The 18,456-nt window shown below is 70.8% G+C and carries 17 protein-coding genes; 2 read left to right on the top strand and 15 right to left on the bottom strand.

What is annotated here, in order from left to right; all coding sequences use genetic code 11:
• Positions 1-20: 20 nt before the first annotated feature.
• Both AB0N68_RS08935 and AB0N68_RS08930 read right to left on the bottom strand, forming a co-directional pair.
• Positions 21-401, bottom strand: a complete 381-nt coding sequence (locus AB0N68_RS08935; protein ID WP_292796504.1) for a hypothetical protein — start codon at positions 399-401, stop codon at positions 21-23.
• 387 nt (positions 402-788) lie between these two features.
• Complete coding sequence (locus tag AB0N68_RS08930; RefSeq protein ID WP_268777344.1) at positions 789-1,004, bottom strand: Rv3202a family protein; 216 nt, start codon at positions 1,002-1,004, stop codon at positions 789-791.
• 84 nt (positions 1,005-1,088) lie between these two features.
• Between AB0N68_RS08930 and AB0N68_RS08925 the strand changes: the two genes are divergently transcribed.
• Positions 1,089-1,952 carry a DUF72 domain-containing protein gene (locus AB0N68_RS08925; RefSeq protein ID WP_292796507.1) on the top strand — a complete coding sequence of 288 codons (864 nt, stop codon included), beginning with the start codon at positions 1,089-1,091 and terminating at the stop codon, positions 1,950-1,952.
• 15 nt (positions 1,953-1,967) lie between these two features.
• Here AB0N68_RS08925 and AB0N68_RS08920 read toward each other — a convergent pair whose 3' ends face one another.
• Positions 1,968-2,552, bottom strand: a complete 585-nt coding sequence (locus tag AB0N68_RS08920) for an NADPH-dependent FMN reductase (protein WP_292796618.1) — start codon at positions 2,550-2,552, stop codon at positions 1,968-1,970.
• Positions 2,553-2,677: 125 nt separating this feature from the next.
• Here AB0N68_RS08920 and helR point away from each other — a divergent pair, with 125 nt between their 5' ends.
• Positions 2,678-4,807, top strand: coding sequence for an RNA polymerase recycling motor ATPase HelR (gene helR / locus AB0N68_RS08915; RefSeq protein WP_292796510.1), 2,130 nt, complete (start codon positions 2,678-2,680; stop codon positions 4,805-4,807).
• A 14-nt stretch (positions 4,808-4,821) separates the two neighbouring features.
• Here the strand turns inward: helR and AB0N68_RS08910 are convergent, their stop codons facing one another.
• The 12 genes from AB0N68_RS08910 to AB0N68_RS08855 form a co-directional block, all read right to left on the bottom strand.
• Entirely contained in the window at positions 4,822-5,034 is a 213-nt protein-coding gene (locus tag AB0N68_RS08910; RefSeq protein WP_187661826.1) for a DUF2188 domain-containing protein, read from the bottom strand.
• Entirely contained in the window at positions 5,034-5,351 is a 318-nt protein-coding gene (locus AB0N68_RS08905) for a sugar ABC transporter ATPase (RefSeq protein ID WP_187661827.1), read from the bottom strand. Before AB0N68_RS08905 ends, AB0N68_RS08910 begins: the two co-directional genes overlap by 1 nt.
• Before the next feature lie 115 nt (positions 5,352-5,466).
• On the bottom strand, positions 5,467-6,252 hold the full coding sequence (locus AB0N68_RS08900) for an SDR family NAD(P)-dependent oxidoreductase (RefSeq protein ID WP_292796515.1): 786 nt from the start codon (positions 6,250-6,252) through the stop codon (positions 5,467-5,469).
• A 108-nt stretch (positions 6,253-6,360) separates the two neighbouring features.
• Complete coding sequence (locus AB0N68_RS08895) at positions 6,361-7,266, bottom strand: LysR family transcriptional regulator (RefSeq protein WP_292796517.1); 906 nt, start codon at positions 7,264-7,266, stop codon at positions 6,361-6,363.
• Positions 7,267-7,325: 59 nt separating this feature from the next.
• Complete coding sequence (locus tag AB0N68_RS08890; RefSeq protein WP_187661830.1) at positions 7,326-7,778, bottom strand: DUF6389 family protein; 453 nt, start codon at positions 7,776-7,778, stop codon at positions 7,326-7,328.
• Complete coding sequence (locus tag AB0N68_RS08885) at positions 7,775-10,837, bottom strand: hypothetical protein (protein ID WP_292796520.1); 3,063 nt, start codon at positions 10,835-10,837, stop codon at positions 7,775-7,777. The genes AB0N68_RS08890 and AB0N68_RS08885 overlap by 4 nt, the downstream gene beginning before the upstream one ends.
• Before the next feature lie 37 nt (positions 10,838-10,874).
• Positions 10,875-11,228: a hypothetical protein gene (locus AB0N68_RS08880; protein WP_292796523.1), complete on the bottom strand. Its 354-nt coding sequence runs from the start codon at positions 11,226-11,228 to the stop codon at positions 10,875-10,877.
• A 162-nt stretch (positions 11,229-11,390) separates the two neighbouring features.
• Complete coding sequence (locus AB0N68_RS08875; protein ID WP_187661833.1) at positions 11,391-12,854, bottom strand: purine-cytosine permease family protein; 1,464 nt, start codon at positions 12,852-12,854, stop codon at positions 11,391-11,393.
• Between the two features lie 69 nt (positions 12,855-12,923).
• Entirely contained in the window at positions 12,924-14,567 is a 1,644-nt protein-coding gene (locus AB0N68_RS08870) for an amidohydrolase (RefSeq protein ID WP_280564208.1), read from the bottom strand.
• Between the two features lie 19 nt (positions 14,568-14,586).
• Positions 14,587-15,690 (bottom strand): C45 family autoproteolytic acyltransferase/hydrolase, encoded by a 1,104-nt coding sequence (locus AB0N68_RS08865; protein ID WP_280564211.1) that lies wholly within the window; start codon positions 15,688-15,690, stop codon positions 14,587-14,589.
• On the bottom strand, positions 15,687-17,408 hold the full coding sequence (locus tag AB0N68_RS08860) for an amidase (protein ID WP_292796529.1): 1,722 nt from the start codon (positions 17,406-17,408) through the stop codon (positions 15,687-15,689). The genes AB0N68_RS08865 and AB0N68_RS08860 overlap by 4 nt, the downstream gene beginning before the upstream one ends.
• Positions 17,405-18,448: an agmatine deiminase family protein gene (locus tag AB0N68_RS08855; RefSeq protein ID WP_280564214.1), complete on the bottom strand. Its 1,044-nt coding sequence runs from the start codon at positions 18,446-18,448 to the stop codon at positions 17,405-17,407. Before AB0N68_RS08855 ends, AB0N68_RS08860 begins: the two co-directional genes overlap by 4 nt.
• Positions 18,449-18,456 lie beyond the last annotated feature (8 nt).

Here is an 18,456-nt window from a genome sequence, read left to right as displayed (position 1 = left end):
GGGGCCCCGGCTTCCGGCCGTCACCAGAAGCGTTCGGGCTCCTCCGGCGGGGGCCGATCCGATCCGCCCCAGCGATCAGCCTCGGCCTTGGCCGCGTTGACCGCCTCGTCCGCGCCCCGCAGAGCGATGCCCGCGCCGCTGGCCGAGGGCCCGATGGGGTCGAGGAGCAGCGACGTCCGCGGAGCGACGCCCACCGCCACCGTGCAGTCGAGGACGCGACCGATCCAGTGCGTCACCTCGGCCCGCGGCTCCTCGGCGCGACGGTAGCGGATACCGGTATCGAGGTCGAGCAGCGAGAGGACGACCGGCTCCTCCGTCTGCGGGTCGACGAGTTCGGAGACCTCGACCCGGTGCCCGACCGGGAGCGCGACCTGACCGGCGAAGACGAGCATCCTGTCCATGCCCCCACCCTACGGAACGGCTCGCATCGGCGACAGGGATCGGAGCCGCGCAGAATTTTCGAAGAAATCTTTGTCCCCCAAATGGCGGACAAGGAGATTAAGGGATATCCTGCTCTCGTAGCGGGGGCTACCGGCTGAATCTCTGGGGGATCAGCCGTAGAGACAGCGAGACTTCGCCGCCTCCCCAACCGTCCGGGTAGGACGGTGAGCCCTCTCGGCAGCACCGAGTTGGGGCGGTCCCGTCGAGAGGGCATACCCCGCGGCTAGCCGCCGTCACGCCGAGCGTCAACCCCGGCGAACGCGCGCGCCCGTCGGACTACCGTCGTGCACCATGACGCGTCTCCGCAGTCTCCGACGCCAGACCGGCGCGCACACCGCCGGATGCGGTCAGTCGTCGGCGGGTTCGTCGAGGCCGTCCTCGTCCAGGGGCACCTCGATCCGCTGCTCCGCGGCATCCGCGGGATCCGCCTCGATGGGGTGCGGCTCCGGCGCCGACGGGGTCGGCACTTCCGGGTCCTCGGGAGTCTCCGCGGCGAGACGCTCCTGCTCCTGCAGGTCGGCTTCGGGCTTCACATCGTCGATCGGATGGTCATTCAGGGACATGGCTTCTCCTCCTTCGGTGTGGATGTCTCCAGCTTGCCGACGCCGGATGACAGCGGCAAGGGGCTTGACCCGACGGAGGCGGCGATGACGCGGAGGGGCGGTGGAGGCCGGGTCCGCATCGGCGTCTCCGGATGGCGGTACGCCCGGTGGCGCGGCGACTTCTACCCGCGCGGCCTGCCGCAGCGACGAGAGCTCGAACACATCGGGTCGCTGTTCCCCACGGTCGAGCTCAACGGCTCGTTCTACTCCCTGCAGCGGCCGGACAGCTACCGGCGGTGGGCGGCGAGCGTTCCCGAGGACTTCGTGTTCGCGGTCAAGGGCTCGCGCTACGTCAGTCACATGCTCCGGCTGCGGAACGTCGAGCAGGCGCTGGCGAACTTCTTCGCGTCGGGGGTCCTCGCCCTCGGTCCCCGCCTCGGACCGATCCTCTGGCAGCTCCCCGAGCGTCAGCGCTTCGACGCCGAGCTCCTGGAGTCGTTCCTCGACACCCTTCCCCGGACGACGGCGGAGGCCCTCGCGCTCGCTCGACGTCATGACGAGCGGCTGCAGGACCGGGCGTGGCTGGAGATCGATGCCGACCGCCCACTCCGGTACGCCCTCGAACCGCGTTCCGACTCGTTCGCCGATCCGTCGAGCCTGCGTCTTCTGCAGGAGCACGGCACCTCCCTCGTCGTCGCCGACACCGCCGGGAAATGGCCTCGCTTCGACGCCCTCACCGCGGACCTCGTCTACGTCCGACTCCACGGTGCGCAGATGCTCTATCACAGCGGGTACACGGACGCGGAGCTGCGGGAGTGGGCGGCCCTCATCCGCGGATGGGCGGACGGCTCAGGAGCCGACGACGGGAAGCCGCGCGACGTCTACGTGTACTTCGACAACGACGCCCGCGGGCACGCGCCCCATGACGCCATGGCCCTGAGCGCCCTCGTCGCTGACCTGCCCTCCTGACGCGGCGAGCACGGCCTACCGATCGCCGACGTGACCCGGCGCGGTGAGCGACAGGACCCGCTCGACGAACGCCGCATACTCCTCCATGTAGTGCGCGAGGAACTTCTCGGTGTCGGCGTCGTGCACCGTGCCGTCGGCACCGAACACCTCGGGCCGGAACGTGATGTACGCCTCCGGGGCGTTCAGCTGCGGCGCGTTGAGGAAGCTCAGCACGCTCCGCATCGAGGACTGCATGACAGCGGTGCCGATCGCCCCGGTCGAGGCGCCGATGATGCCGGTGGGCTTCCGCGCGAAGGAGTTGTGCCCCCACGGCCGCGAACCCCAGTCGATGGCGTTCTTCAGCGCACCGGGGATGGAGCGGTTGTACTCCGGCGACACGAGCAACAGACCGTCCGCCCCCTCGACGGCACTCTTGAACGCGGCGACCGCGGCGACGGGTTCGAGCTCGTCGTCGCGGTTGTAGAGCGGGAGGTCCCGGATGGGGATCTCCACGAGCTCCAGGTCGGGCGGGGCGAGCCGCACGAGCGCCGTGGCGAGGACGCGGTTGATCGAGTCCGATGCGAGGCTGCCGATGAGGTAGCCGATCCGATGGGTCATGATGAGGTCCCCTCGTCTCCCTGCACTTCCAGGATATCGCCGGGGTGGGGGCTTGCCACAAGGCCCCCACCACGAGGCAGAATCGACGGCTCGTGTGCCCCCGCCCGCTCTCGCGAAGGAGACCTCCGGTGCTCGACCCCTTCACCCTGCCCGACGACCACGCGGCGAAATCCGCGGATGCCCTCATCGCCGTCGATCGTGCCCACCTCCGGCGTCTCGGCGCCGCGCTGTCCCGGGAGCGGGACGCCCTGACCGCTCGTCTCGCCCTCGTCCGTCGGCAGGCCGCGGACGCCGGTGTGACGGCGGTCGACCGCGACCTCGAGATTCGACGGCTCAGTGCGACCCTGCGCCTGCGGGAGCGCTTCGACATCGACATGTGCCTCGGGCGGATGACCCCTGCGGAGGGCCCGCCCGTGTACATCGGGCGCGCCGGGGTGTCCGACGCGGACGGCACCCGTCTGCTGGTCGACTGGCGGGCTCCGGCAGCCGAACCGTACTTCGCGGCGACCTGGGAGGACCCCCGGGGGCTCATCTCCCGGCGACGGTACCGATGGAACGCAGGCCGGATCACGGACTACTGGGACGAGGCCCTGTCGCCGGAGGGTCTCGACGGTGCGGCATCCCTCGACGATCAGTCCGCGTTCCTCGCGAGCCTGGAGGCGCACCGCACCGGGCGGATGCGGGACGTGCTGGCGACGATCCAGGCGGATCAGGACGCCATCGTTCGCGCCCCCTCCCCCGGCGCTCTCGTGGTGGACGGCGGGCCCGGCACCGGGAAGACGGTAGTCGCGCTGCACCGGGCGGCGCACCTCCTGTACGCCGAGCCGCGGCTGACGAACGGCGCCGGCGGCATGCTCCTCGTGGGTCCGAACCCGCAGTACCTCGGCTATGTGGAGGACGTGCTGCCGAGTCTCGGCGAGGACACGGTGCGGTTGTGCACCCTGCGCGACCTCACACCCGAGGGCGCGGGCGCGGTCGCAGAGCAGGACCCCCGCGTGGCCGAGCTGAAGCAGGGCCTCGACCCGGACCAGGTGATCGAGGCGGCGGTCGCCGTCCTGACCCGGCCGCCGAGGCACGCGCTCCGCATCGAGACGCCGTGGGCCGATCTGTGGATCAGCCGAGACGACTGGGGCGAGCTGTTCGCCGCGGCCGATCCCGCCTCCCCGCTCAACGAGGCCCGCGACGAGGTGTGGGAGGAGCTGCTGGAACTGCTCGTCGACCAGGTGCACGGCGAGGACGTTCCGGAGTCCTCGATCCGCCGGTGGCTGCGGCAGGACGACGAGCTCACCGGGACCTTCGTACGGGCGTGGCCGCTGCTGGCGCCGGAAGCGGTGGTCGCCGCGCTCTGGGCGTCCCCGACGCTGCTCGCGCAGTGCGCCCCCGACCTCGCGCCCGAGGAGCTCGCCCTGCTGCACCGTGCCGAGGGGGCGCCCTGTACGGATCCCGACCTTCCCCTCCTCGACGCCGCGCACCGCCGGATCGGCGATCCCGAGGTCGTCCGCGAGCAGCACCGCCGGCAGGGCGCGGCGGCCGCGGCGCAGGAGCAGATGTCGGCGGTGGTCGAGCACCTCGTCGCGAGCGACGACAGCGAGATGAAGGTGATGTCGATCCTGCGAGGTCAGGATGCGCGCAACGTTCTCGCCGGAGCGGACGTGCCTCCCCCGCTCCCGCCGGACGAACTCGCCGGCCCCTTCGGTCACATCGTCGTCGACGAGGCCCAGGAGCTGACCGATGCGCAGTGGCGCATGTTGATCGCACGGTGCCCGTCCCGCAGCTTCACCGTCGTGGGCGACAGGGCCCAGGCGCGGAGGGAGTTCACCGAGTCGTGGTCCGCCCGCCTCGAACGTCTCGGCCTGCGGAACGTGCGGGTCTCCTCGCTCCGGGTGAACTACCGCACTCCGGCCGAGGTCATGGCGCTGGCCGCGCCGACGATCCGCGAGGCTCTGCCCGACGCGAACGTCCCGACCTCCGTGCGGGAGAGCGGCATCCCGGTCCGCTACGGCGCGGTGGCCGAGCGCGACGCGGTGCTGGACACGTGGGCAGCGGCGAACCCGGAGGGTGTCGCCGCCGTCATCGGCGACGAGAGTGCCGTGCCGCGGCCCCGGGTCCGCGCGCTGACGCCGGAGGAAGCGAAAGGGCTGGAGTTCGACCTCGTGGTCCTCGTGCGCCCGGAGGCCTTCGGCTCCGGGCGCACGGGGGCGGTCGACCGCTATGTGGCGATGACCCGCACGACGCGCGAACTCGTCATCCTCCGCTGAGGGACCGTCCGGTCTCAGACGTCGTCCGGGTCGCCGCCGTCGGTGATCGTGCCGGTCGGCTCGCTCTCCTCGACCTCATGGCGGGCGCCGTGCTCGGAGGCGAGCGCTTCACCCTCCTCGATCGCCTCATCGCGGCTGGTGTAGCTGCGGGAGAGCTCCGGCGCGCCCTCCACCTCGTTGACCCACTGGCCGTTCTTCGAGCGGGTGACGATCGACGTGATGGCCATCAGACGTCCCCCGGTCCCAGGTCGCCCTGGCCTTCTTCGCCGAGATCGGCGAGGACCGGATCCTCCCCTTGGCTCTCCGGCTGCGGCGCGGAACCCGGCAGGTCCGCCGCCGGCACCTGGTCGTCGGGGTCCGGGATCTCGTCCGGATCACGGCCCGTCGCGGTGGTCGCGTCCAACTCCTCCGGCGTCGCACCCTCGTCGAGGGCTTCCGTGCGCTCCCATTCCGCCTGAGCGGGATCGTTGCTCGGGTCGGCCTCGGTGGTCGCGTCGCCGTCGCGCAGCGGCTGACCGCCGACGTCGTCGGGTGTCGATTCCATGTCTCCTCCTTCGATCGGGCTGGCCCCAGTCTTCCCGCCGGAGCCGCTGTCATCGAGGGGCTTGAGGAGACCTCGCCGAGCAGCTAGGTTCCCGGAGCGTCGGGAGAGGGCGGGTTCAGTTGCGCCCGGCCATCACGCCGCCGTCCGCGTCCCAGACCGCTCCGGTCACCCAGCCGGCCCGGTCGGACAGCAGGAACGCGGCGACCTCCGCGATGTCCTCCGGGGTCCCCACGCGGCCCAGGGGGTGGAAGGCGTCGAAGCTCGACACCACCTCGTCGACCTCGTCCTTCGGGATGAAGCCTTCGTAGATGGGGGTGCGCACGACCGCCGGGGCGATCGCGTTCACGCGGATGCCGTGCGACGCCAGCTCCATCCCCAGGTGCTGCGTGAGCGAGTGCAGGCCGGCTTTGGCCATCGAGTACGCCGACGAGGGGGTCGCGGCGATGGCCTGGCGCGCCCACATGGAACCGAGGGTGACGACGGCTCCGCCGCGGCCCTGCGCGACCATGCCGGAGACCACCGTCTGGGTGACGAAGAAGGTCGCCCGGTTGAGGTCCAGATACGCGTCGTAGTCGGCTTCGGTGTGCTCGAGGAACGGCTTCGGCGCGAAGACGCCTGCCGCGTTGACGAGGAGGTCGGCGTCGGCGTGCTCCGCGGCGAGGCGGGCGCGGAGCGCTGCCACACTCGCGGGGTCCGTCAGGTCCGCCTGCACAGTGATGGCGTCGATGCCGTGGCTGACGAGAGACGCCCGCGCCGCCTCCAGCTTCTCCCCGCGCCGGCCGACGAGGACGACGGTCGCGCCCTTCCGTCCGATCCGCTCGGCGATGGCGAGACCCATCCCGCTCGTGCCCCCGATCACGATCGCGGTGCGTCCGGTGAATTCCCTGTCGAGCTCGGCCATTGTGTGGCTCCTCTCCGTCATGGACGGCGGGTGCCGTCTCGTCTCCACGCTACGAAGCGAGAGCCCGCCGCAGTAGACGAGCGCGCATGATGGAGTGATAACGACTGCTTATGACCGGACGGCGGCGGGATCCAGCGAGAGCGCGGCGGTGAGCTCGGCCAGGTCGTCGGCGAGCGGGGAGGAGGGATCCCAGACGGCCTCGTAGAAGATCTCCACGTCCATGCCGCGTTCGCGCAGCGGGCGGTGCGGCGCGTCCGGGGACGTTAGCTTCGATCGCGGGATCACCGCCGTGCCGAGGCCGAGCTTGGCCCACTCCTCGAGCACACGGTAGGTCGCGGCCTCGCCGTCGTAGGCGCTCAGCGGAACGTCGTTCGCAGCGAAGAGATCGGTGGTGAAGGTCGTCAGCCCGCACGTGTCCGGCATCAGGATCAGGGGTGCGTCCGTCAGGTCGCTGAGCTCCACGGGGCCGTCCGGCGACGGCTCCTGGTCGACGACGACCACGGGCTCCGCGTCGACGATACGGTGCCGGAACCGCGGCATGGGGGCGACGGACGGCACGAGGATGAGGTCGAGCTCCCCGGCGGAGAGCTCGCGCCGCAGGTCGGCGACGTTCGCCTCGCGGAGGACGAGCTGACGCGGCGCCGGAGAAGCGGGAAGTGCACACACGGCCGTGTAGGCACGAGCGACGATGGCCGGGTTCATGAGCGGGGAGACGCCGACCCGCACCCGTGCATCGGCCGACCGGTTCCAGCGCGCGGCCTCGGCAGCCACCTGGTCCACGGCGAGGAGCGCGCGGTCGATGACCGGGAGCAGATGCGCACCGAACGCCGTCGGGACGACTCCGCGGGGCGAGCGCTCGAACAGGCGCTCTCCCAGACGGTCCTCCAGCTTGGAGATGCCCGTCGAGAGAGCGGGCTGCGTCACGCCGTAGGCACGCGCGGCCGCGCCGAAGGAGTGCGTCTCGGAGACAGCCTGGGCATAGCGGAGGGCTTCGACGCTCACGCGGTCACTCATAGCCCGACGTTATCACCGCGCGACGGGCGGTCGGGCCGTTCGCGGCAACCCGCGCGCGGTCAGGCGTAGCCGAGGTCCGGCGCGCCGACCCAGAAGAGGCCCTCCTTCGCGTCCGCGGGGAGGAGGCCTTCGATCCACTCGGCGACGATGACGAGGACGGCTTCCTCCAGGCGATCCCGCGTCCACCGGCGCGGGCGCGAGGGTACCGCGGGCTCCCAGCCGTCCGCGGTCCACTCGACCCCGAACAGATGGCGCTGCTCGTCGAGACGTCGGTCCAGCGCGAAGGCGTCAGCCCCCTCGAACCGCGCCCAGACGTCGAACGGGCCCTCGCCGTCCTGGTCGACGAAGACGTCGATGAGGATCGCCTCCACGCCGTTCTCCGCCTCGACGGCGGCGCGGTGCAGGTCCCCCAGGGCGGCGGCGACGCGCTCGCTCTCCGTGTCGAGCACGGTGCGCAGGGCACGGGCGTACGATTCCGCATCATCCCCGCGCGCTCCGGGCTCAGCGCTCATCGCTCCGGCTCCGTCTCGGTGTCGAGGTTCCTGCCCACGGCGATCTCGCGGATCGCCGACGCGAGCGCGTCCCTGGACCGTCCGTGCGGGAAGGGGCCGGCTGCGAAGTCCAGCAAGCTGCGGCCGTCGGGGAGAGCCGGCGTCGCGGGATCGACGTCGCCGTGCACGAGGAGGGTCCGCACCAGTGGCGCCAGCGCGGTCTCCTCCATGTCGCGATCCAGCAGCTGCACGAACGGATGACCCTCCGGGAGCGTCGCGACGGGTGTCGGGCCCGGGATCGCGCCCTTCTCGAGGAGGCGTCGCAGTACGGGCTCGTCCTCCGCGTCCAGCGTGGGGTTCGCGAAGAGGACGTTGACCGGGCTCAGGAACGACAGGGAGGAGGACGCGTCGAGGCGCTGGTCCAAGAGCCAGAGCGCGAGCTCGCGGCGGCGCTCCGGGTGCGGGTTACTGAGTGCGGCGTCGAGGAGGAACCGGTATCCCGGAGCATCGACGACGACGTCGAGGAGATCGTTGAGCGTGCCCGTGAGTGCGAGATCGGGGAACACCCCGAGGCCCGCGTAGACCTGCTCGATCTCCTCCCGCTCGGGCACCCGATCGAAGACGAAGCTCGCGTACGGCGCATCCAGCAGGGTCGGCGGCCCCATGCGGTCCCCCATCCGCAGCGCCCACTGGAGCTGCGGCACCCCGAGGGCTTCGGCGTAGATCGTTTCCAAAGGGTTCGTCGTGTCCACGTCGTCCGGGTCGAGGGCAGAGCGCACCCGTCGCAGCATCCCTTCCGAGGCGCGCCAGTCGACGTCATCCCGCCAGAACACGGCGTGCACGGCGGGCAGGGTCGTCGCGCCGGGGAGGAGGCCGCCGGTCTCAGCGGGGCCAGGGGCCGAAGCCTCGCGATGCACGACTGGGAAGAACCCTCCCTGGTCTCGGTCCACCACGAGCGACAGCAGGTCGTCGGGCACCCCGCCGAACAGGGCGAGCTGTTCCTCGAAGGTGGGCTCGGGTCGCGCGGCGGCGTCGGGACCCGTCGGATGCGACAGGAGGAGGCCGCGCCCGTCGTGGGTGAAGTGCCACGTCCAGAAGTGGTCGCCGGTGCGGAAGCCGCCGCGCATCGCATCGGGGACGAGGGATGCGCCCGCGAGCGGCGGGCCGTTCCACGGCACGGGTTCGGACGCGGGGGCGCCACCCACGAGGGCGGAGACGTCGGAGATGATCCGGGAGCGGATGCGAAGCTCCCAGGGACTGCTCCCCCGCGCGAGGTCGAGCACGGCGTCCGGTCGCGCGATGACGATGATGACTTCGGGGTCGTCGCCGTACGAGGGGTCGGGTGTCCCGGCGACGATAGCCACCGCGTGGCCGTTCACCCACCAGAGCGGCGCGGTGAGCAGTCCGGTGGCGCGCATGACACGGGTGAGCGGGCTGCGGCGATCGATTCCGGTCTTCTCGTTGCGGGCGTGGATCTCCCCCGCCGCTCCCCACCGTTCGCCCATGATGCGGATGAGGTCGTCTGCCCAGGCCTGGAGTGCATCGACCGTCCAGCGCTCCCCCGAGGCGAGCACGACGCGGAGCGCCCGACCGTGGTCGTCGCGGAGCCCGCGTCCGCCGATCTCGAACGTCCGATCCGCCCAGTCGGCGTCCTCCGGCGAGCGCTCCCACCACGCTCTGGTGACGCGCTCGATGTCCGCCACGAGGTCGTGATGGTCGCCGCTCGTCGGTACCGCGTAGCCGAGGCGGTCCGTGTCGGACGGGCGGTCCTGCTCCGGGTACGGGCACGCGGCGAAGACCTGCTCGAACCAGGCGCGCCGCTCGTCGCCCTCCCGGGACATCTCGTCGAGGGTGAGCGCGCCTCCGAGGCGATACGGCTGCCGCACCGCGGCGCCGAAACCGAAGTCGTCCATGCCGAAGTCGTTGCGGCGGCCGATCTCCATGAGCGAGGGCGAGACGCACCAGTGCGCTCCGTCGAACCACACCGCGCCGGTGATGACCGGCACAGGTTCGTCGCCGAGCATGCGGAACTCCAGGTCGTGCTCCGCGACCGCGGCGCGGGCGTCCTCGCCACGGGCGGCGATGAGGGCACGGAGGTCGTCCGGCACCCTGTCGAGCATGCGCGCGGCCAGAATCAGCCACGCCTCCGCCAGATCCGCTTCCCGTTCGGAGGAGTCCACGACGTCCGCCGCCTCGCCACCGTGCTGCTGCGCCACCTCGGCGAGGAACTGCGCCGGCGCTTCGTCCGCGAACGTCGACGTCGGGTCCTGGATGAGGACGAGGATGCGGCCGTCGTCCGTGAACGTCCAGACCGTCGTCACCCCGCTGCGAGACTGCAGGCTGAAGCGGGACGCCGGGGTGTCGACGTCGCGCAGCCGCACCTCCCCGGCGCCGAACAGTGTGCTCAGCAGCCAGGCGCGGCGCCGCAGCTCGAGCGGATGCTCGCCGTTCATGAGGAGGTCGTTGTGCATGTCCTCCTCGGGCAGGAGCGCGCTGAGGCTGCCGACGGCGTACTCCCGCGGCAGCACGACCATCGCCTGGCGCAGCATGCTCTGCCGCGGTTCGGCGTCCCAGTTCGTGACCAGCACGCAGTACAGATCGCCGCGGTCCCACATCTCCGCCTCCGGGATGCCGACCGAGACGAGGACGACGTCGAGGATGCCCTCCGGGTCCTGGTTCTCCCCCACGAGCGACGGCTTCCGGACCATCGGCGCGCCCCACGCTTCGTGCAGCGTCCGGCGCACGCCCTCCGTCCACTCCTCCGCGTAGGCGGCGAATCCGCCCTCGGGGACCACGAGGTCCGCGGGCGGGTTCGGCTGCAGCGACTCGTCGGCGTCGGGGTCGTAGCCGCCGAGCGGGAGCAGCCAGACCCCCTGCGACTCCTCGACCTCCACCCCCTCGAACGTGAAGGCCTCCCGCGTCTCCCCGGCGAGCAGGTGGGCGACAAGCCGGTCGAGGAACCCCGGGACCTCTTCCCTGCCGAACGGCGGTGTGTAGTACGGGAGGTCCTCCTCCGTCTCGTCGCTCGTGTCCGCGTCGTCCCTGCCGGTGTCGTCGACCATGCCCCACCCCGTCGTCATCGAAACAGCCTTGGGACGAGCATACGGACGCGTGGCGTCAGGCGTCCTCGGAGTCGATGAGCTCGAGGAGCTTCCGCAGCTCGTCCCTGATCTCCGTGTGGTCGTACTGCCCGGCGCGGCTCTCACCCGAGATCACGCCGGATCGACGGACCTTCTGGAAGTCGCCGAAGGGAAAGCTGTACGCCTTCTTCGTCTCGGGGTTCTCGCTCTTGTCGATGCCGAGGTGCCAGTGGGAGAACTCCGTCCACCCGTGCTCGTCGATGAAGCGGTTCTCTTCCTCTGCGCTGGGCGCTGCCTCGGACCAGTCGTCGCGTTCATCCCGCACGACCTTGCCGTCGCGGACGAGGGAACGCGCGAGCTTCAGCGCCGGTCGGTTCAGTTCGATAGCCATGGGGGAACGCTAGGACGCGGAGTGACGGTGCTGTACCCCCTTGACGGGGGATGCAGGAGGCCCGGAGACTCGTGCGGGTCTCCGAGCCTTCTCGGTCGGGCTGATGGCACAACGTGATCTGGCGCGGGTGGCCGAAGAGAGCAACCGCGGAGACCCCCGGTCTCAGCCGCCGATCTGCGTGCGCACCGTCCGTCCTGCGAGCACGGCGTACAGGCCGATCGAGACCAGGAGTCCGATCGGCACCGAGAGGTCGAGCCCGCCCAGCGCCGCGCCGAGCGGGCCGGTCCACACCGTCGTCGACAGGAACATCGCGGTGGCGAAGCCACCGGCGACCACGGAGACGAGACCCGGGATGCCGAAGCCGCGGGTATACCAGAACCTACCGCCGGAACGTTCGTCGAACAGGTCGGTCCCGGAGTAGCGGTTGCGGCGCAGGACGATGTCGGCGACGTAGACGCCCATCGTGGGCACGGAGATGATCAGCAGGAACTGCAGCATCAGGTTGACGGCGCTGATCAGGTCGGATGCGACGACGAGCACGATCGTGAACGCGCAGCCGAGCGCACCGATGAGGATCGCGGAGGGGATGCGGCGGATCGGCACGCCGATCGACTGCAGGGCCATGCTGGCCGTGTAGGTCGTCATGCCGTTGAGCGAGATGCAGTTCACCAGGACGCCGAGCACGAACAGCGGGGCGAGCCAGACCGGCAGCTTCTCGAGCAGGGAGTACTCGATGCCGTTCGCGAGACTGTCCGGCCCGATGGAACCGCCCAGCACGACGCCGAAGGCGGTGATGAGCACCGCGGGGAAGAGCTGTCCCAGCGCGGTCGCGCCGATGATGCCGGACGCTGTGGTGTCGCGTGGCAGATAACGGGCCATGTCGGCGCTGTTGCTGAACGACAGCGGCGACGACGCCATCAGCGCGAACGCGATCGTGACGCTCACCCACAACGGCAGCCCGCTGAGCGGCTCGGGCTGCGCGAACCCCCAATCCAGCGCGGGGGCGATGAAGCCGATGACGAGTGCGAAGATCACGAACAGCCCGATCGAGATCGCCAGATAGGCCTTCAGGATGAGGGCGTGACCGTACACGGCGACGATCACGGTGATCGTCGAGACCACGACCGCCACCAGGATCGATGCCGCGATCGGATCGGGGAAGCCCCACCGCACGAGCAGTTCGCCGCCGATGAACGACGCCGCCACCCAGTTCAGCGCGAGGAAGACCCCCGAGATGAACCAGCCGTAGAACGCGATGACGATCTTGTTGCCGTGGATGCCGTAGATCGCTCGCTGGACCACTGAGCCGGACGTGCCGGCTGCCGGTCCGGAGATGGCGACGATGCCCGGCAGCAGAGCGAGCACGCTCGACGCCAGAATCACGAGCAGCGCCTGCCAGATCTCCAGGCCGAGCACGAGCGTCATCGACGCGCCGACCGTGATGTTCAGCACGCTGACGCCCGGTGCGCTCCAGACGAAGAACAGATCGCGCGCTCTCCCGTGCCGTTGGGCGTCGTCGATGAGTTCGATGCCTCGGGTCTCGGGGGTGTTCGCGGAGTCGATGAACTCGGACTCGGATCCGGGCGCGACGGCACCAGGAGCGGGGATGGCGGATGTGTCGGACATGACGGTCCTTCCAGGACGGGCACCCACCTGCGTCAGTGCAGGGGGCGTTCGGGATTCAGGAGCGGAAGCTCATGGGCGCCGGTAGGCGACCTCGCCGTGCACGAGGGTGAGCAGCACGGCGCCGGTGAGCAGGTCGTCGGTCGGCGCGGACAGCGGGTCGATGTCCAGCACGGCGACGTTCGCGAAGAAACCGGGCGCGATCCGGCCGTAGGCGTCGTCGATCGCGCCGACGTAGGCCGCGCCGGACGTCGCCGCCGCGACTGCCTGCGCGGCGGTGAACGCACGCTCGGGGTGGTACGGCGGCAGCGTGCGGTCGATCGAGGATCGCCCGGACATCGCGATGAACAGGTTGTGCAGCGCCTCGTGGGGTGCGGTGGGGGCGTCGGTGCCCAGCGCGACGGGAACGTCGACGTCGCGGAACCAGTTCCACGGGAAGCCGTCTTGAGCGCGCTGATCACCGAGCATCGCCATCCAGTTGTCCAGGATGGCGGGGTCGCAGTGCACCGGCTGCATGGAGGCGGCGATGCCGTGCGCGCGCATCCGTGCGACCGTCTCGGGCGCGACCGACTCCAGATGCTCGATGCGCGGCCGGCGGCCGGTGCCGGTGCCGTTCTCGCGCTCACAGGCCTCGACGAGGTCGACGGCCAGTGCGCTCGCCGCGTCTCCGATCGCGTGCATCGCGAGCTGCAGGCCGGCGCGGTCGGCGGCGATCGCGACCGGCGTCGCAGCCTCGCGGCTCCAGATCGGGTCGGCGTTCGAGCCGTCGGCATACGGACGCACCATCGCGGCGGTGCACGCGTCGATCACGCCGTCGAGGATGAACTTCACCCCGACGACCTTCAGCCACGGCGTGCCCGTGGCTGCGAGTTCGTCGCGCAGCTGCACCGCACGCTCGACCTGAGCGAGATCGGAGGCCGGGTCGCCGGTGGAACTCAGCCACCAGTGCGCGGTGACCGGGAACGGCAGCCGACCGTCGCGGTCGAGCCGACGCCGCAGCGCCGCGATCGACTGCTCTGTCATCCCCATGTCGGCGGCGCCGGTCACGCCGGCCGCCAGGTACGCGCTGAAGGCGAGGTCGAGGTGGCGGTCGACCTCCTCCTCGGTCCGGATGCCGTCGAGATACTCCGCCAGCAGATCCATGGCCGCGGTCTCGAGCAGGAACCCGGTCGCCTCTCCGCCCTCGTCCCGCACGACCTGGCCGCCGATCGGGTCGACGGTATCGCGGTCGATGCCTGCTGCGCGCAGCGCGGCTGTGTTCACCCAGGTGCTGTGCAGGTCGTTCGCATCGAGGAAGACCGGGATGTCGTCGATCACTTCGTCGATCATCGCCGCGGTCGGCTGGGTGACGCCGTCAGGCAGCGCGTCGAACAGCCAGCTGACACCCTCGATGATCGTCGCGTCCGGGTTCATCGCCCGTGCCTCGAGCAGCCGCTGCTGGATCTGTGCCACCGAGGTGCAGTCGCGGAGTTGCACCTTGCCCTGCGCGTGGCCGAACATCGCCAGGTGCGCGTGCGCCTCGATGACACCGGGCATCACGAAGGCCCCGTCAAGGTCCACGACCGCGGCACCCTCACCTGCCGCGGAGCGGACCTCCGTCTCCGTGCCGACAGCGAGGATGCGATCGCCGCGCACGGCGAACGCGGACTGCACCGGAGCATCGGCGAGCCCGTCGAAGACGATGGCGTCGCGATAGACGGTGGCGGTGTCGGTCATGGTGGTCCCTTCGATCGGGTCAGAGCGCGAGCGTCAGATGCGGGCGGGTGGCGGTTTCAGCCGGAGTGCCGTCGAGCACGTCGGCCCGACGACCGGCGGGGTCGAGCACGACGGTGGCCAGGCTGGCCCACCGCTGTCCCATCGGAAGCGCGAGGTCGGGTACGCAGGTCACCGGAGGCTCGCCGTCGCCGGTCACGAGCATCGCGCGCAGCTGCTCGGCATCCGTCGGTGCGCCGGCCGACAGCAGTCGGCCCCGCAGGAAGTCCCAACGCTGACCGGAGTCGGGCTGGTACAGCCAGGTCTTCTCGTGCGCCGCTGGTTCTTCGGTGAGGAAGTGATTCGTGCGCAGCCAGGTGCCCTCGGCGATGGCAGGCGCGGAGAACACGCCTTCGGGGCTGATGTCGAGCAGCACGGCGTCGCCTGCGGCGTCGAAGAGCGCGAACGAGCCGGAGCTCGTGACCGGCGCCTCGCGCACCAGTTCGACGGCGTGCGCGACACTGGAGGCTTCCTCGAGCACGAGAGCGGCGAGCACGTGCATCGGGATGCCCTCGGGCCGGTCGGACCGATGTCCCAGGATGTTGAAGTGCAGCGCGACGCCGGCGCTGTTCACGCCGATCTTGCCGAGGATGCCGCATTCGGTGAGTCCGGCGTAGTCGTGGATGCCGCCGCGCGAAATGAGGGTGTGCCAGTACGGCGCGATCTCCATGTGCCAGTCCCACGTCTGCACGCCGAGGGTGCGCGCGCGGCCGTCCGCATCGCGGATCGAGCGCACGATGGTCGAGCACTCCCCCGGCGGTACGGCGACGCTGCGGGACAGGATCTCCGTGCGGCCGTTCAATGCTGCGACGCGCCAGATCTCGACGTCCGCACCGGCGGCCATGCCCTCGATCTGCGCGCGCAGCGCCGGACGGTGGGCGTCGACCGCGTCGAGCAGCCGCTCGGCGTCGTCGCGCACGGTCTTCTCGTCGACGGCGCCAAGGCGGAAGAGCCGATCATACGCGGCGATCGTGCCGGGCAGAGTCGCGCGCAGCTGCATGCCTCGCTCGGCGCCGCGCCGGAGCGGATCCGCGGCATCGGCCGTGATCTGCAAGCGCCGCTCCGGGCGCGGGAAGGGCGACGTCACGAGAGTTCCTCTCCGGGAAGAGCGGGAGTGCGCGGCGGCGCGGTGCGGCGATCGCCGGTCGCCTCGAACGCGGCGGCGAGGCGCAGCAGGGCGGTATCGTCCCAGCCGCGGCCCGCGATGGTCAGACCCACCGGCATCCCGATGTCTGCCATCGTGCCCATCGGCACCGTGACGGTCGGGATGCCGAGATGACGGATCGCGAGATTGCCGTTCGCGACCCACACGCCGTTGCGCCACCCCGCGTCGGCGGATGCCGGGTTCACGTCCATGTCGGCGGGGCCGACATCGGCGACGGCAGGGAAGATCACGGCGTCGAGGCCGAGCGCGTCCATCCACTCCTCGAGGTCGACGCGGCGGGTCTCCTCGAGCCCGCGCACACCCTCCTCGAGATGCGGGATGTCGGTGAATGAGGCGTACGGGCGCTCGCGGACGAAGGCCGGATACCCGGCGATCTCGTCATTGAAGCCGGTGTAGCGATCCGGGAGGGCACCTCCCGGATGCGGGAAGATGCGCGCGCCGTCGACGAGTTCGAGCCGATCGAGCGCGGGGTCGCCGTTCGCGCGCAGGAAGTCGTCCCACGCCCAGGCGGAGAGATCCTCGATCTCGGAGCGCAGGAACCGCTCGGACACCAGTCCCCTGGTGCTCACGGTCGGCGCCCCGGCGCGGTCGCCCTCGTAGTTGGTGACGACCGGGAAGTCGACGTCGACCACGTGGGCGCCGGCGTCTTCGAGGTCTCGGCGCGCCTGCTCCCAGAGGTCGATGACGGACGCCCGGATCACGATGCCCTGCCCGGTCGCGCCTCCGATGGTGGTGCCGGTGCCGGCATCCGGATCGGCATTGACGTACATGCGCGGCACACCGAAGCGGCGGCCGGCGAGAACGGAACGAGGGTCGGCCGCGGCGAGGTCTCGGTACGACGACGGACGCACCTCGGAGGCCGCAGGAACACGCACCCACGGCTGGGCGCGCCAGAAGTCGCCGCGGACGTCGGCGTCGTCGGCGACGATCACGTCGAGCACCTCGAAGAGATCGGCCATCGTACGGGTATGCGGCACCACGACGTCCATCGTGGGCACCAGCGGCCAGTTGCCGCGCACCGAGATGACGCCGCGGCTGGGCGTGTATGCGCAGAGGGCGTTGTTCGACGCCGGTGCCCGACCGCTCGACCAGGTCTCCTCGCCGAGTCCGAAGGCAGCGAAGCTCGCGGCGGTCGCGGTGCCCGATCCGTTCGAGGAGCCGGATCCGAATGCGCTGGTCAGCCAGTCGGCGCTGTACGGACTCTCCGCCCGTCCGTACACACCGCGCTGCATCCCGCCGTTTGCCATCGGCGGCATGTTGGTCAGGCCGAGGCAGATCGCCCCGCCGGCCCTGAGCCGTTCGATCGTGAACGCGTCCCGCTGCGCGACCAGATCCGCGAACACCGGGGAACCGCATGCCGCGGTGAGCCCTGCGACGAGGTAGCTGTCCTTCGCCGTGTACGGGATGCCGTCCAGCGGGCCGAGCGAGTGCCGGGCCGCCCTGCGGGCATCGGACGCCGCGGCTTCGGCGAGGGCGTCGGGGTTGCGGACGACGACCGCGTTGAGCGCGGTCTCGGTGCCGGGTGCGTCGTACGCGTCGATACGGGTGAGATAAGCCTGCACCAGCGCGACGCTGGTAGCCGCACCGGTCTCGAGTGCTCGTCGCAGGTCCGCGATGGATGCTTCGACCACGTCGATCATGCGGGCGCCTCGCCCGTTGCCGGCTGCTGCTGGGTGATGCAGTGGATGCCGCCGCCGCGCGCGAAGATCGGGCGTGCGTCGACGGTCACGGTCCGTCGCCCGGGGTACGCGGCTCCGAGGATGTCCCGCGCACGGGCATCGGCGGCGTCCTCGCCGAACCCGCAGACGATCACGGCGTCGTTCACCACGAGGTGGTTGATGTAGCTCCAGTCCACGTAGCCCTCGTCGTCGCGGAGGGTCTCGGGGGCCGGGACGTCGATGATCTCGAGCGGGCGGCCCGCGGCATCCGTCTGGTCCTGCAGGAACGCATTCAGCTCCCGCGTGACGACGTGGTCGGGGTGTCCCGCGTCGTCCTGGCGGTGCAGCAGCACCCGGCCCGGAGCGGCGAACGCGGCGACGATGTCGACGTGCCCGTTGGTGCCGAACTCGTCGTAGTCACGCGTGAGGCCTCGCGGCAGCCAGATGGCTGTGGTCGCGCCGATCGTGCGTGCGAGTTCGGCTTCGACGCGGCCTCTGTCGGCGTAGGGGTTGCGGTTCGGGTCGAGCTGCACGGTCTCGGTGAGCAGCACCGTGCCCTCGCCGTCGACGTGGATACCGCCGCCCTCGTTCACGAGCACCGAACTGATGTGCTCGGCTCCGACGTGTGCGGCGACGATGCCTGCGACGCCGGCCGACACCTGCCACTCGGCCCATGCGGGCGCACCCCAGCCGTTGAAGATCCAGTCGACCGCGCCGAGGGAGCCCGGCCGGTCGTCGTCGAGGACGAAGGTCGGGCCGAAATCGCGCATCCAGAACTCGTCCAGCGGCGACTCGACGATCTCAACGGCCGAGCCGAGCATGTCCCGCGCCCGCGCCATCTCGGTCGGGTCCACGACCATCGTGACCGGTTCGAACTCGGCGATCGCCAGCGCGACGTCGGTCCACGCGCGGTACGCCGTGTCGCGCCAGGCAGCACCGTCGCCCAGGGTGACGCCCACGCGCGGAAACGCCATCCAGGTGCGTTCGTGCCGTTCGCCCTCGTGCGGCATCCGCCAGCCCATGTCATCTC

Source organism: Microbacterium meiriae (assembly GCF_040685015.1).
GTDB lineage: Bacteria > Actinomycetota > Actinomycetes > Actinomycetales > Microbacteriaceae > Microbacterium > Microbacterium meiriae.
Note: the sequence above shows the minus strand (reverse complement) of the source record. Positions and strands in the feature narration are given on the sequence as shown.

Bases quoted from the DNA above. Each gene is read 5' to 3' on its own strand.
- AB0N68_RS08860 (WP_292796529.1), bottom strand. From the start codon at position 17,408: ATGATCGACGTGGTCGAAGCATCCATCGCGGACCTGCGACGAGCACTC.
- AB0N68_RS08880 (WP_292796523.1), bottom strand. From the start codon at position 11,228: ATGGCTATCGAACTGAACCGACCGGCGCTGAAGCTCGCGCGTTCCCTC.
- AB0N68_RS08875 (WP_187661833.1), bottom strand. From the start codon at position 12,854: ATGTCCGACACATCCGCCATCCCCGCTCCTGGTGCCGTCGCGCCCGGA.
- AB0N68_RS08885 (WP_292796520.1), bottom strand. From the start codon at position 10,837: ATGACGACGGGGTGGGGCATGGTCGACGACACCGGCAGGGACGACGCG.
- AB0N68_RS08870 (WP_280564208.1), bottom strand. From the start codon at position 14,567: ATGACCGACACCGCCACCGTCTATCGCGACGCCATCGTCTTCGACGGG.
- AB0N68_RS08905 (WP_187661827.1), bottom strand. From the start codon at position 5,351: ATGGAATCGACACCCGACGACGTCGGCGGTCAGCCGCTGCGCGACGGC.
- AB0N68_RS08855 (WP_280564214.1), bottom strand. From the start codon at position 18,448: ATGGGCTGGCGGATGCCGCACGAGGGCGAACGGCACGAACGCACCTGG.
- AB0N68_RS08930 (WP_268777344.1), bottom strand. From the start codon at position 1,004: ATGTCCCTGAATGACCATCCGATCGACGATGTGAAGCCCGAAGCCGAC.
- AB0N68_RS08900 (WP_292796515.1), bottom strand. From the start codon at position 6,252: ATGGCCGAGCTCGACAGGGAATTCACCGGACGCACCGCGATCGTGATC.
- AB0N68_RS08925 (WP_292796507.1), top strand. From the start codon at position 1,089: ATGACGCGGAGGGGCGGTGGAGGCCGGGTCCGCATCGGCGTCTCCGGA.
- AB0N68_RS08935 (WP_292796504.1), bottom strand. From the start codon at position 401: ATGGACAGGATGCTCGTCTTCGCCGGTCAGGTCGCGCTCCCGGTCGGG.
- AB0N68_RS08895 (WP_292796517.1), bottom strand. From the start codon at position 7,266: ATGAGTGACCGCGTGAGCGTCGAAGCCCTCCGCTATGCCCAGGCTGTC.
- AB0N68_RS08890 (WP_187661830.1), bottom strand. From the start codon at position 7,778: ATGAGCGCTGAGCCCGGAGCGCGCGGGGATGATGCGGAATCGTACGCC.
- AB0N68_RS08910 (WP_187661826.1), bottom strand. From the start codon at position 5,034: ATGGCCATCACGTCGATCGTCACCCGCTCGAAGAACGGCCAGTGGGTC.